The organism is Mycobacterium appelbergii (assembly GCF_032883035.1).
Classification (GTDB): domain Bacteria; phylum Actinomycetota; class Actinomycetes; order Mycobacteriales; family Mycobacteriaceae; genus Mycobacterium; species Mycobacterium appelbergii.
This window is the reverse complement of record NZ_JAMQTH010000002.1, coordinates 368,866-381,527: the sequence shown is the minus strand read 5'-3', so window position 1 is coordinate 381,527 and position 12,662 is coordinate 368,866. Positions and strand designations below refer to the sequence as shown.

The 12,662-nt window shown below is 63.0% G+C and carries 11 protein-coding genes; 6 read left to right on the top strand and 5 right to left on the bottom strand.

Annotation, left to right across the window (positions count from 1 at the left end):
* Nucleotides 1-2 precede the first annotated feature (2 nt).
* The 3 genes from M1247_RS06075 to M1247_RS06065 are packed head-to-tail and all read right to left on the bottom strand — an operon-like array spanning nt 3 to nt 3,071.
* On the bottom strand, nt 3-1,508 hold the full coding sequence (locus M1247_RS06075; protein WP_317155370.1) for an MCE family protein: 1,506 nt from the start codon (nt 1,506-1,508) through the stop codon (nt 3-5).
* 4 nt (nt 1,509-1,512) lie between these two features.
* Nucleotides 1,513-2,361 (bottom strand): ABC transporter permease, encoded by an 849-nt coding sequence (locus tag M1247_RS06070; protein ID WP_317155369.1) that lies wholly within the window; start codon nt 2,359-2,361, stop codon nt 1,513-1,515.
* Entirely contained in the window at nt 2,358-3,071 is a 714-nt protein-coding gene (locus M1247_RS06065; RefSeq protein ID WP_410506826.1) for an MlaE family ABC transporter permease, read from the bottom strand. The genes M1247_RS06070 and M1247_RS06065 overlap by 4 nt, the downstream gene beginning before the upstream one ends.
* 2,099 nt (nt 3,072-5,170) lie before the next feature.
* On the opposite strand from M1247_RS06065, the gene M1247_RS06060 reads away from it, so the two are divergent.
* The 5 genes from M1247_RS06060 to M1247_RS06040 all read left to right on the top strand — a co-directional run bounded on the left by M1247_RS06060 (nt 5,171) and on the right by M1247_RS06040 (nt 10,350).
* On the top strand, nt 5,171-6,166 hold the full coding sequence (locus tag M1247_RS06060; protein WP_317155367.1) for an LLM class flavin-dependent oxidoreductase: 996 nt from the start codon (nt 5,171-5,173) through the stop codon (nt 6,164-6,166).
* 78 nt (nt 6,167-6,244) lie between these two features.
* Nucleotides 6,245-7,027, top strand: a complete 783-nt coding sequence (locus tag M1247_RS06055; RefSeq protein WP_317155366.1) for a FadR/GntR family transcriptional regulator — start codon at nt 6,245-6,247, stop codon at nt 7,025-7,027.
* A gap of 143 nt (nt 7,028-7,170) precedes the next feature.
* Nucleotides 7,171-8,427, top strand: coding sequence for a cytochrome P450 (locus M1247_RS06050; protein ID WP_317155365.1), 1,257 nt, complete (start codon nt 7,171-7,173; stop codon nt 8,425-8,427).
* Entirely contained in the window at nt 8,427-9,656 is a 1,230-nt protein-coding gene (locus tag M1247_RS06045; protein WP_317155364.1) for a CaiB/BaiF CoA transferase family protein, read from the top strand. The genes M1247_RS06050 and M1247_RS06045 overlap by 1 nt, the downstream gene beginning before the upstream one ends.
* A gap of 10 nt (nt 9,657-9,666) precedes the next feature.
* On the top strand, nt 9,667-10,350 hold the full coding sequence (locus M1247_RS06040) for a TetR/AcrR family transcriptional regulator (protein WP_317155363.1): 684 nt from the start codon (nt 9,667-9,669) through the stop codon (nt 10,348-10,350).
* A 23-nt stretch (nt 10,351-10,373) separates the two neighbouring features.
* Here the strand turns inward: M1247_RS06040 and M1247_RS06035 are convergent, their stop codons facing one another.
* Entirely contained in the window at nt 10,374-10,979 is a 606-nt protein-coding gene (locus M1247_RS06035; RefSeq protein ID WP_317155362.1) for a DUF305 domain-containing protein, read from the bottom strand.
* Between the two features lie 38 nt (nt 10,980-11,017).
* Nucleotides 11,018-11,914, bottom strand: a complete 897-nt coding sequence (locus M1247_RS06030) for a LysR family transcriptional regulator (RefSeq protein ID WP_317155361.1) — start codon at nt 11,912-11,914, stop codon at nt 11,018-11,020.
* 79 nt (nt 11,915-11,993) lie between these two features.
* Here M1247_RS06030 and M1247_RS06025 point away from each other — a divergent pair, with 79 nt between their 5' ends.
* On the top strand, nt 11,994-12,653 hold the full coding sequence (locus M1247_RS06025) for an O-methyltransferase (RefSeq protein WP_317155360.1): 660 nt from the start codon (nt 11,994-11,996) through the stop codon (nt 12,651-12,653).
* Nucleotides 12,654-12,662 lie beyond the last annotated feature (9 nt).

Genomic DNA, 12,662 nt, shown 5'->3' with positions numbered 1-12,662 from the left:
GATCAGGGTGCGGGTGGCACTCCCTCCGCAGGTAGCGGTCCTGGCGGCGGGCCCACTAACGGCGGTGGGGGTGGCGGTGGCGGCGACGGCTGGGGCAGCGGCGTCGGCTGACTCTGCGCCGGGACCGGGGGCGTGAACGGCTCCACTCCAGGCGGCGGGCTCGGGTCGCGTGGCGCCCCCGGTGACGGTGCGGGCGGCAGGCCCGGATGCAGCGGCGTCCCATCAGGTGCGTACTGCTGGGCACCGTAGGGCGGAGCACCCGGGTACGGGATCGGTCCGGGCGCAGGCCCCCCCGGATTGCGGATGCTGGGGGGCTCGGGAACAGCCCGGGTGACCGGGAAGTAGTTGGCCCACCCGGGGAATCCAATGCCGGGGTTGACCCGCATGTCGTTGCCGGTACCCCAACCCGTGTTGGTGACCAGATAGCGCACCGGCCAGTTCTTCGCCACGTCGGGCAGCGAGCCACATCCGGGCTTTCCGCCGGGGCCGCCCTTGGCGCCGATGATCGGCAGATTGTCCGGGTATCGGTACGGATCGTCGCCGAGCAGCAAGGCGACATCGAGGATGACCGACTTGCCATTGGCGCCGCCGGTAATGTCCAGAAAGCCGGTGTCGATTGCCGTCTTACCGCCGACCAGAAGACAGGTGAGCTCCGGGTTGTACTTCATCAACAGATCGGTGGTCGGTTCCAGCACATTAATCGCCTTGACCAGGTTGTCCTTGCTGGGCCCTAGCAAGTCGATGCCGCTGCGGGACAGCCCGAGCACGCCGACGAGCAGAGCGTCCAAGTTCGCCGCATTGTCGGTGATGGCGCCTCCGGTAGTGCTGGCCGCGTCGAGAACAGTCACGATGTTCTCTGCAGCCTCGCCGTAGGTATCGCTGAAGCCCTTGAGCGACTGCAAATCCCGGCGAATGGTGTCTGCTCGAGGATTGAGTGCGAGCAGTACCTCGTTGGCGGCCGAGGTTGCCTCTCCGATCGCCTCACCCCGTCCCCGTACCCCCTCAGCGAGCGCGGACAACACCCCGTTCAGCTTTGCCGGGTCGATCTTCTGCAGGACGTCCCGCAGGTTCTGAAACACGGTATTGACTTCCGTGCTGACGTTGACGGAGTGCAGCACCTGACCGGCGAACAGCCGCTTGGGGCTTGGATCGTTCGGATAGATGAGGTCGACGTACTTGGCTCCGAATGCCGTGGTCGCACGAATTTCGGCCTCAACATTGGCTGGAATCTGTTGCAGTTGGTCGGGATACATCTCCAGATCGAGGCTCACCTGATTAGTGCCACCTTTGACATCGCCGACCCTGCCCACCTGCACGCCACGCAGCTTCACCTTGGCGCCCGGCTCCATCACCAGTCCCGCGCGATCAGATTTCAGTTCGACCGGCACATAGGACCTGAAAGTGCCGGAAAACATCGCCCCGGTACCGCCGATGATCAATGCCAGCACCGCGAACAGGATCAGTGTCCACCAGGCAGGGTGGAGTCCTTGTCCCCTTTTCGATTCCACCGCGCTATCCCGACAGGTTGAGGCCGCCGGACTGACCGTAGATGGCCAGTGAGACGAACAGGGTCACGAATACGGCGGCGATCAGCGATGTGCGCACCGCACGGCCGACCGCCTCGCCCACGCCGGCGGGTCCGCCGGAGGCGTTGAAGCCGTAGTAGGTGTGCACGAGCATCACCACGATCGCCATCGAAATAGCTTGCAGGAAAGAATAAATCACGTCCATCGGGTTCAGGAAGGTGTAGAAGTAGTGGTCGTAGATACCGGTGGACTGGCCGTAGACGGCGGTGGTGCCGACCTTGGTAGCGATGAATGCCATCAGCACGGCAACGCAGTACAACGGAATTACCACGATCATCCCGGCCACCACGCGCGTGGATGCCAGGTAGGCGACAGCGCGGATGCCCATCACCTCGAGAGCGTCTATTTCCTCGCTGATCCGCATGGCACCCAGCTGTGCGGTAGCTCCCGCCCCGATGGTGGCTGCCAGGCCGATTCCGGCCACCAATGGCCCCACGAGGCGAACATTGAGAAAGGCAGAGGTGAAACCGGCAAGCGCCTCGACGCCGATCTCCTCAAGCTGGCTGTACGCCTGCACCGAGATCAGGGCGCCGGCCGACAACGTCAGGAATCCGACGATGACGATCGTGCCGCCAATGAGCGCGAGTGCTCCCACGCCCAGACTCATCTGGGCAATGAGCCGCACGATCTCCGCCTTGTAGCGGATGACAGCATCGCTGATTCCCTTGAGGGTTTCGCCGTAAAACTGTGTCTGCCTGCCGATTCCATTCCACCGGTCGGCCACGCCGACAAAGGTGCGGCGCAGTCGGGGAAACTGGGTGCTCGCGTAGCTCATGTCGCTCCTGCCTTCACCGCCACGGCGGTTGCGATCAAATTGATGACGAACAGAGCCATGAATGTGTACACGACGGTCTCATTGACCGCGTTACCTACGCCCTGTGGCCCGCCGCCCACGGATATGCCCTTGTAGCAAGCGATCAGACTGGCGGCCAGACCAAAAATCGCCGCCTTGATCAACGCCACGGTCACTTCCGGCGCACCGACCAACAACGTCAGACCGGCGGCGAAGGCCCCGGGCGTCACGTTCTGGAAGAAGACCGCGAAGACGAAACCGCCGGCGATTCCGACGAGGCAGACGAGCGAGGCAAGCAGCAAGGAGACCAGCGTCGCCGCCAGCACCCGCGGCACGACCAACGCTTGAATGGGGTTGATGCCGAGCACCCGCAGCGCGTCTAGTTCGTCGCGGATGGTCCGCGCACCGAGATCGGCACACATTGCCGTCGCGCCGGCACCGGCGATCACCAGGACTGTGACGATCGGACCAGTCTGCGTGACCGTGCCCAGCGCCGCCCCGCTGCCCGAGAAGTCGGCGGCACCAATCTCGACCAGCAGCACGTTGATGGTGAAGGTGGTGAGGACGGTGAAGGGAATCGACAGCAGCACGGTCGGCATCAGCGCGACGCGCGCCACGAACCAGGTCTGCAGGATGAACTCCCGCCAGGCCCACGGTGGCCGGAAGATCTGAACGAACGTGTCCAGCACCATCGCGAAGAACTCTCCGATGCCGCGGACCGGCTTGGCGACCGATTGCGCATTAATCACTAGCGGCACCTCCGCTCTGTGTCCAGATTGGCAAGATCGCCGAATCCCTCCGTGTCCCCAAAGTCTGAAAAGTTCCCGTGAGCCTGTGACCCGCGACACAAGCGCACTGCCGGTGAACCGTACACCACAATTTTCGATACGAGCAACCTTCGATGTCATTCCTGAGCGTCCACTACCAAGTCCACCTAGTTCTACAGGCCAACTTTGCTGACGCAGACATGTGTCGACTGCGGTAAAGCGTCTCATCGACCGATCCGGCTGCGCGCAGCCAGGCGCCGCCCTTCAACCTGCCCGCTACCCCACACGACCTGCAATGATGTGCTGAATAAAGATGAACTTCCCAGGCTGAACTGCGTGTAGAACGGCGAACAGAAGCGACCGGACGAAGACGGGATTCCGTCTCATCAGCCCCTTCGGATGGCCGATCAAACCCGTATCCGAGAGATTGCTGACAAAGTGAACTTTGGTGGCTGCTCCCATAGAAGACAGTGACGGTCAGCAAGTGAATTCGCTGTCCCTCAATAGTTGCTGCAGAAACATCTAATATCGATTAGACGGCCAAAACATATTGTTTATGCGACGAAGTTCCGCCACGCGAATTAATCATCCGATGAGCCGCCTGGTTCTCATATGTGGAATAAACTTTCGGTGCGAAATACGGAACTTCCACAAGCAGCCCAACCCTTTCCTGGCAATTCGCCGGAGGCGCACATGCACGTCGCAGGGCCGGTTCCGGGTGCGGTAGCGCCATCGGGCCAAACCCGCGACGGCGGCCGCCATCGGGCCTCACAACGCCTGCGTGGCGCGCGGTAGGCAACTCTGCGGCATTCACCAGCAGGCGCCGGCCGATACGCAGTTCGTCGCACGCCCGGCTACGTTCACCTGCCCGACGCTCCCACTCCGTTACGGCCGCCCCAGGGCCGGAGTGCGGCGCCCGAGTCTGAGGCAAGGCGGCGGGGGGAAACCGATCCGACACGGGCGACCGGGGCGCCCGCAGCAGACCTCCAACCGCCGCTAATGACAGCCTCAGAAATGAACTCGATCGGTACCTGCAACACACCGGCATGACATCCAGTAAATCATATATCCATTTATCGGATTAAATAAGTGTCGTGTTCGTGCGATCCAGGCGCCAGTGTCGACGCGATGCCATTCCCCACGAGTCAAACTTCAGATATCGACGGGTTGCTCCGGCCGGGCATATCAACACCTGCCACACTCATTGCCGGGACAGCGTTTCAGGGTTCCGCCGGTTTCGCCGGCCGTTTCCCAGTGCTCGCGCAGGACGAGATGCGATGGCGGTCATCACCTTCGCGCCATCCGAAACCCAGCACGCAGACGACACCCCCGAACGGCAACGATTACTCCGATTGCCGGCCGCACACCGCAGATGCGCTTGTACGATCCGGACATGATCAGGTGCCTCGCCGTTATTGTCAGCAGCTTCGCAGTCACTACGACGGGCCTATGCTGCGCGGCCCCGGTCAGCGCCAGTCCCGCCCCTGGTGACACAACCGAGCCCTCCTGCAACTACACACTCTCTCGACCACAGGTCGTGCAGGTTTCGGGCACGAGCATGGTGACTGCGACCCTCACGCCGTACCCGTGCACCGGGGCAATCAACCCCAACTCCTTGACTGTCTGCCTGTCGACCCAAGGAGCTTCCGCACCAGGCGTATGCGGGTTCAGCGCGGTACCAGAGAACGCCGAGGTGTTCGCCCCCTACAAGCCGGGCGCGACATACATCACTACAGGCACCGGCTGCGGATCGGTGTTCACAACTCAGGGCTCGATTTGTGCGACAGTGGGCCCCTTCAAGACGACGCTGTGAAAAGTTGGCGCCAGCACCTAGGTCCGTGAACGCGCCACTGCCACAAAGCCTTTTCGGTCGATGCCGCTTCTGCGGACCGCCACTCTCGGGACTATTGACACTAGCGTCATAGCTCTGAGGTTCTTTGTCGCTTTCGCTGTGGCTCGGGAACAAGTATGGTCTTATATCACTAAGTAATCTATGTCACCTACGACGATACTGTGAGGGCACATTGAACTGGGGACTGCCCTGGCCCGGCCCAGAGCTCGCGGCGCACGCCGAAGCTGCCGGCGCAAATGCGTTCTGCGCCGGTGAATTCGCTGATCTCAACGCCTATGTCAGCACGACCGAGATGGCCCTCGAGACCTCGACGGCAATGGTTGGTCCTGGCATCGCGTACGCGTTCGCACGTTCGCCGTTCATCCATGCAGCGGCGGTCCGACATCTGTCCAGGCATGCGCCGGGCAGGGTGTTCCTCGGCTTGGGGGCCGGCACCTCGCGGATGAACCGTGACTGGTTCGGCGTCAACGCTGAGCACCCAGCCTCCCGCATGGCCGAACTCGTCGAGACCATCCAAGCGTTCCTCCATGCCGAGAATGGTCAGCCCGTCCGGTACCAGGGCCGGTTCTACTCGATTGACGCCGACATCCGAGCGCCGGTACTGGGCAGACTCGAGGTGCCCATCCTTGTCGGGGCGTTCAACAGGATCATGCTGCGCACGGCGGGGCGCGTTGCCGACGGCGTCCTGGGACACGGGCTGTTCACCGATCGGTGGTGGACCGAGTCGGTGGATCCGGAGCTGGCCCGCGGGGCCGCAGAAAGCGGCCGCGACGGTGCCTCATTGCGGCGCTGGGGCTGGCTGATCACCGCAGTCGATGACGACGACCCACAACGGGCCATTCACGACGCGCGCTTGCAAATCGCGTTCTACCTAACCGTCCGAACGTACGACTCACTCGTGGAACTGCACGGTTGGCAGGACCAGGTAGCAGCGATCCGAGCAGCGTTCCGCAGCCGTCGACCAGAGACGATCGCGGATCATGTCACCGAGGACATGCTGTGGTCGATCGCAATATGCGGCAACTCGGAGCAAGCGCGCGAAATGCTTTCCGCCCGTGAACGGTTGCCTGACCTGGCGTTCGTCGCGCCACCGAGCTTTCTGGTCGATCACCGACGCCGTGCCGGCTACGACGCGGCGGCCGTCCGGGTCATCTCCGGGTTGCAGTGAAAGCCATCGACTGCCCGTAGCCATGAGGCTCACATGGTTTACTGAGTAGCACTTCTCAGGATCATCAGGAGGACCGCGATGCCTCGACAGGAACCCCTGCCGCCGACCATCACACCGGCAACGCCGAATGCGGTCCGGTCGCCCAAAACCGCAGAGCTGGTTGCCGACACGCTGCGACGAATGATCGTTGAAGGGCAGTTGAAGGATGGTGACTTCTTGCCATACGAGGCTGACCTTATGACGCACTTCCAGGTCAGTCGGCCTTCCTTACGAGAAGCCGTGCGGGTACTGGAGTCTGACCGATTGGTAGAGGTGCGACGCGGATCACGCACCGGCGCGCGGGTTCGCGTCCCCGGCCCCGAAGTGGTGGCACGGCCAGCCGGCCTGTTGCTCGCCCTGTCGGGAACGACCCTCGCCGATGTGATGACCGCGCGAATCGGCATCGAACCGTACGCAGCGGGAATACTCGCCAAAGAAGGTACCGAGCGCGCCCATCGAGAACTGCAGCGGCTGATCGACGAGATCCCCTCAGCCTGGGAGTCCGGACGACTGGCGGAGGCCACGACCGAACTGCACCGCAGTCTGGTGGAGTTGTCGGACAACGCGACCCTGACAATGATTGCGGGCATGCTTCACGAGATTTTCGCGAAGCATATGGCTGCCGCCCTCATGAGCGCGCAGAACGTCGTGTCGAAAGCCCAGTACACCAAGTTGATTCGCTCCTATTCCCGGCTCAGCACCCTGGTCTCCGCGCGCAAAGGCACCGAAGCCGAGGCGCATTGGCGCAGACATATGGAGAACGCCGGCGCCGCCCTGCTCAAGGGCTACGAAAAGACCGGAGTTCGCGACATCATCTACTGAGCATCTGATGATTCGAGTAACCTGCTCGACCGGCACAAGTCGGTGTCGTCTTTCACAGTATGCATCAAAATGTGTTCCAAGTCTCGCGCGTGCGACTTCACCCTGATACTGTCTACCTAGTTTCGTCGCATCATTAAGACGACATGCCGCTTCAATCGCAGGTAGGGGACAGGGTGACAACGAGCGAGCACGCCGGAACCATTCCGGTATCCACATTCGATTACACGACCACCGAACCGGAAGGCACCTGGTTCGCCAGGTACGATGATCTGCGCGCCCAGTTTCCCTGGTACCGAAACGAATTCGGCCCGGGATTCTGGACCGTCTGCAACTACGAGGGCATTCTGCAGGTGATGCAGAACCCGGAAGCGTTCTCCAATAGCGTGGTGACTGCGTTGGATCCGGATCCGGTGATCAAGTGGATACCCGAGATGCTGGACGGCGACGAACACAAGCAGTGGCGACGCCAGTTGGGCCCACTGTTCGCCCCGCGCGCGGTGGCACAAATGGAATCGACAGTGCGGCAACGGGCAAACGAGATCATCGACGAAATCATCGCGCAGCCTGGGGCAAGCGACGCGACGGGGAAAAAGCAGGTTTCCTGTGATTTCATGGCCGACTTCGCGAACCGCTTCCCGACCACCATCTTCCTGGAGATGATCGGCTTGCCGGTCGAGGAACTGGACCAGTTCCTCGAATGGGAGCACGGCATCCTGCATGCCGGCGGCAGCGACGAGGAGAAGCAGCAGACGCAGCTCTCCGCGATGTTCGCGGTGATGGGTCGCTTTGCAACCATCATCGCCGAGCGGCGGGAACAGCCGCTCGATGACATCATCAGTAAAGCCCTGACCTACGAGATCGATGGAGAGCCGGTCTCCGACCAGGATCTGCTGTCGTTCTGCCTGCTGATGTTCATGGCCGGTCTCGATACCGTCTCGGTCACCCTTGGCTGGGCGTTCTTGCATCTGGCCCGCAACGATGCCGACCGGCAGCGGATCGTTGCGGAGCCGTCCGCCATCCCGACCGCTGTCGAGGAATTCGTCCGGGCTTACGCGATCGTGATTCCAGCCCGGAAGGTGATGTCCGACATCAATATTCAAGGTTGCCCGATGAAGGCCGGCGATATGGTGAACATCCCACTCAATACCGCGACCCGCGATGAAGCGGCCTTCGTAGATGCGAAGACTGTGGACATCACCCGTACGCCGAACAACCACATCGGATTCGGAGCCGGGCCCCACCGTTGCCTCGGTTCGCACCTGGCACGCCAAGAACTCCGGATCGCACTCGAGGAATGGCACCGCCGTATTCCGGACTACCGGGTGGCGACCGGCGCACAGATGGTGGAGAGCGGATCGCAACTCGGGCTGGAGACCCTGCCCCTTGTTTGGGACCTTTGATGCGTAAGCCGCTCAACGGAGTTCGTGTTCTAGAAGTGGCACAGTTCACCTTCGTACCCTCGGCGGGCGCGGTGCTTGCCGACTGGGGCGCCGATGTGGTCAAGATCGAGCACCCGGTGACCGGTGATGCCCAGCGCGGGCTCGTCAAAGTGCTGGGTGCGGCAGCCAGCAAACCGGGGTCGTCGTTCGCACCGATCATGGAGGCACCCAATCGGGGCAAGCGCAGCGTCGGACTGGCCCTCGATAATGCGGAGGGACGCCCGATTTTCGACGAACTTGTGCGTCGCACCGACGTGTTCCTGACTAACTACCTGCCCTCGGCACGGCAGAAGTTGAGTATCGACGTCGACGATGTCCGCCGCGTCAATCCGGATATCATCTACGTCGCGGGCAGCGGGTTCGGTATGACCGGACCCGATCGTGACGCCGGGGCTTATGACGCGACCGCGTTCTGGGCCCGCGGGGGCAGCGCCGACGGGCTCAACCCAGCCGATGCCGACCACTCGGCATTCATGCCTGCCGGGGCATACGGAGACAACATCGGCGGCATGACCATCGCGGGTGGCGTGGCAGCCGCACTGTACGGGCGGCACCTGACCGGCGAACCGTCCGTGCTCGACGTTTCGCTTCTCGCGGTTGGTGCCTGGACTACCCAGTTCAGCGTGAACATGGCGATGCTGATGGGCGGGCCGCTACCGAAGGTGCAGCGTCGCACCCAGGCCCCGGGCAACCCGCTGACCGGTGCCTACCGCACTTCAGATGGCAGATTCGTACAGTTGTCGATGCTGCAGCCCACCCGGTACTGGCCGGAGTTCTGCGCCTTGATGGGTCTGGACCAGTACGCCGCCGACCCCCGATTCCAGTCAGTGCAGGCGATGGCCGAGCACGCCGACCTGGCCTATGGCATCGTCCACGACGCCATCGCCAAGTTGAGCTTCGCCGAATGCAGAGAGATATTGAGCCGCGGTACCGGACAGTGGTCACCAGTCCAGGACGCCTGGGAGATGGCCAACGACGAAGCACTGAACGCCAACGCCCGCATCGCCGACGTCACCGATGCCGAGGGAAATCCGCAAAAACTGGTCGCCAGCCCGGTGAGATTCGACGACGACACCGCAGCGCTGACACGGGCCCCGCAGTTCGCCGAACACACCGACGACCTGTTGCGGGAACTCGGAATCGACGACAACCGCCTCATCGAACTCAAAGTCGCCGGTGCGATCACGTAATCTCAGCCCCGTGAACGCCGTCGACCTCCACCCGCGTGATGACGGCACGGTCAAGGAGCGGTTGATCCGCGCGGCGGACGCCGAGATCGCGGCGCGCGGCATCAACGCAGTGCAGATGGAGGTCGTGGCAAAGATCGCTGGGGTTTCGCGCGCCACCGCGTTCCGCCAACTGGGCAGTGTCTCGGAGATGCTCGTGCAGGTCGCTCTCCTTCGCGCCCGCAGGCACGTCGCAGAGGTGGAGACGGTCATGGCGTCCAAGACCGGTGTTTTCGCCAAGCTCGAAGCTGCCCTGGTGTACACCGCCCGTGAGCTGCCGTCCGACCCCTCGATCTCGGCACTCATTGCCCAACACTCCGAGACAGTGCACGATCCCCGTGTCCATCAGGTCGCCGTGGACGCTATCGGACCTGTCCTGACTGAGGGCCAGCAGAGGGGTGAAGTACGTACCGATATCGAGATCGACGAAATGGTCGACTACCTTGTCGAGCAGACCTACCTGGCCGCCGAGGAGATCGACCGGTCGGAGGATGAGGTGCGACGACGCTTTCGCCATTTCGTCATCCCCGGGCTTGCCGCCTCGGATGGCTCCAGCGGCGAACGCGTCTCTCGGACCATGGAAGTTCAGGTCGCCGTCGGAGCCGCCCTCGAGGCGCTGAACAATCTTACCGACCAGTTGCGCCGCAACCACCCGTAGCGAAAGCCGCCCAACTGGTTCGTCTATCCACCGGCCGCGAGGATCTGTTGCAGCTGCGCGATCTCTGCCTGTTGTTCCTTGACTGTCCGGTTCGCCAGCGCGATGGCATCAACGTTGTCGCCGTTCGTGCCCTCAACTTTCGCCGTCGCCACCGCGCCCTGTGCGTGAGCAATCATCGACTGTAACCACAGAACGTCGAAATCCTGGCCGCTCATGGTCTTCAGTTGCGCTACCGTGGCGGCGTCGATCATGCCCTGCGCTGGGTCGTTGCTCTCGCCGTTCCCAGTGTCCGGGCTTTCCTTCCACTGGACCAGCAAGACTTTCATCGTCTCGATTTCCGGTCGGCGCGCGGCTGTGATGCTCTGTGCCAGCGCGACCACGTCAGCGTTGGCCGAGCGGTCGGGAACCAGCGCCGACAGATCAATGGACTGCTGATGGTGCTGAAGCATGTTGGTCGCGAACGAGACGTCGCTGCCGTTCGAACCGGGCGGCTCACCGGTGATCGCGGGCGTTTCCGACGCCGATGCGCTGGGTTGCGCATCGGGCTTCGCACCGCTGCACGACATCAGAAGCACCATGGCTGTCAGGACACTCACAACGGCCAGCAATCGCAACGCGGCAGACCTCATCTCATCAGCCTATCGAGCGACGAATAAGCGTCAATTCGTCAGGCCCGCATCGCGTCACGCACGCAGTCTCGTAGCCACCGGTGCGCGCCGTCAGCGGTATGGCGCGGATGCCACGCCATACTCAGTCGCAGCGGCGGCAACGTCAACGGAATGGGGAAGCTCTGTAAGCCGAAGGTTTCGATGGCGTCACCGCCGATACGGGCAGGCAGCATCCCGACGAGATCGCTGTCGCGGATCAGAAACAGGCCCCCGGCCGGGTTGGGGGCACACGCCACCACCCGGCGACGTAGTCCATGCTCGGCCAGTAGGTCGTCGAGGGGACCGCGCAGGCGGCCGCGCCGCGAGAACACCAGGTGCTCGGCGGCGGCGAACTGTTTGAGAGTGACGCGCTTTCCGGCGAGCTGGTGACCGGAGCGCACCACACCCACCCAGGTCTCGTCGAGTACGTGCTCGATGAGGGTCTCCGGTTCGGTGCGGCGGATCTGGCCGATTTCGATGTCGACACTGCCGTCCCGCAGCGACTGCGTGTCTTCGTGGCTCTCCCCCACGAATTTCACGGTGACACCGGGTGCTTCAGTCCGGATTCGGGTGAGCAGCCGGGAGCCGATCGTACTGAACAGGCCCTCGCCGACCTGAATCGAGAAACTCCGCTGCAATGAGGCGGGATTGGGGGTGTCCGGCGGGGTGAACACGGCCCTGGCTTGGGCCACGATGTCGTGCACCGCGCCCTGCATCGCCAGGGCCCGCGGGGTCGGCACCATCGTGCGGCCGGCACGCACCAGCACCGGATCGTCGAGGGTGCGCCGCAGCCGGGCCAATGTGCGGCTCATCGCCGGGGCCGAGGTGTGCAGGCGTTGCGCCGCGCCGCCGACACTGCGCTCATCCAGCAGGGCGTCCAGCGCAAGCAGCAAGTTGAGGTCCAGCTGAGGTTCCATAATCAATTCCGATCCTGATAACTATGCCTTACCAAGCATGCACTGGAAGACAATCCAGATCGAGAATACCGTCAGAGCCATGACCATCACATTGCATTCCGAATCGGTATCTACTGTGCTCCAACGGCTTCTGACCGCAGAACAGGAACTCGATCCCGCCGTGTTCGCCGCCGCCGGCGAATTCTCCATCGACGTCGACGCCGCGCAACGCGCCGAGCAGTTCAAAGACGTCTACATGTCGGTGTCCGAAACCGGTGGGCAGCTGCTGTATCTGCTCGCCCGCGCCGTCCGGGCCCGCGCCGTCGTCGAGTACGGAACCTCGTTCGGGGTATCGACCATCTACCTGGCCAGCGCTGTGCGCGACAACGGCGGCGGCACCGTCATCGGCACCGAACTGCAACCCGACAAAGCCGCCGCCGCGCAACGCAACTTCGTCGACGCGGGTGTTGCGGATCTGATCGACCTTCGGGTCGGGGATGCGCGGGAAACCCTGGCCGACATCGCAGGGCCGGTGGATCTGGTACTACTCGACGGCTGGCCGGAATTGGCGCTACCCGTGCTCAAGGTCCTCGAGCCACGGCTACAGCCGGGCACCTTGATCCTGATCGACGACGTCAACCTCGACTTCGGCCACGATGTGCACGGGGCACTGCTGAACTACCTGGGCGAATCCGACGATTATCTGTCGATCACCCTGCCCATCGGCGACGGTATCGCGGCCTGCGTGCGGCTGGGCTGACGCCCAGTT

Excerpts from the sequence above, each read along its gene's own strand:
- M1247_RS06070 (WP_317155369.1), bottom strand. The coding sequence starts at position 2,361 with ATGAGCTACGCGAGCACCCAGTTTCCCCGACTGCGCCGCACCTTTGTC.
- M1247_RS06065 (WP_410506826.1), bottom strand. The coding sequence starts at position 3,071 with ATGGTGCTGGACACGTTCGTTCAGATCTTCCGGCCACCGTGGGCCTGG.
- M1247_RS06055 (WP_317155366.1), top strand. The coding sequence starts at position 6,245 with ATGCCTCGACAGGAACCCCTGCCGCCGACCATCACACCGGCAACGCCG.
- M1247_RS06050 (WP_317155365.1), top strand. The coding sequence starts at position 7,171 with ATGCCGCTTCAATCGCAGGTAGGGGACAGGGTGACAACGAGCGAGCAC.
- M1247_RS06045 (WP_317155364.1), top strand. The coding sequence starts at position 8,427 with ATGCGTAAGCCGCTCAACGGAGTTCGTGTTCTAGAAGTGGCACAGTTC.
- M1247_RS06035 (WP_317155362.1), bottom strand. The coding sequence starts at position 10,979 with ATGAGGTCTGCCGCGTTGCGATTGCTGGCCGTTGTGAGTGTCCTGACA.
- M1247_RS06030 (WP_317155361.1), bottom strand. The coding sequence starts at position 11,914 with ATGGAACCTCAGCTGGACCTCAACTTGCTGCTTGCGCTGGACGCCCTG.
- M1247_RS06025 (WP_317155360.1), top strand. The coding sequence starts at position 11,994 with ATGACCATCACATTGCATTCCGAATCGGTATCTACTGTGCTCCAACGG.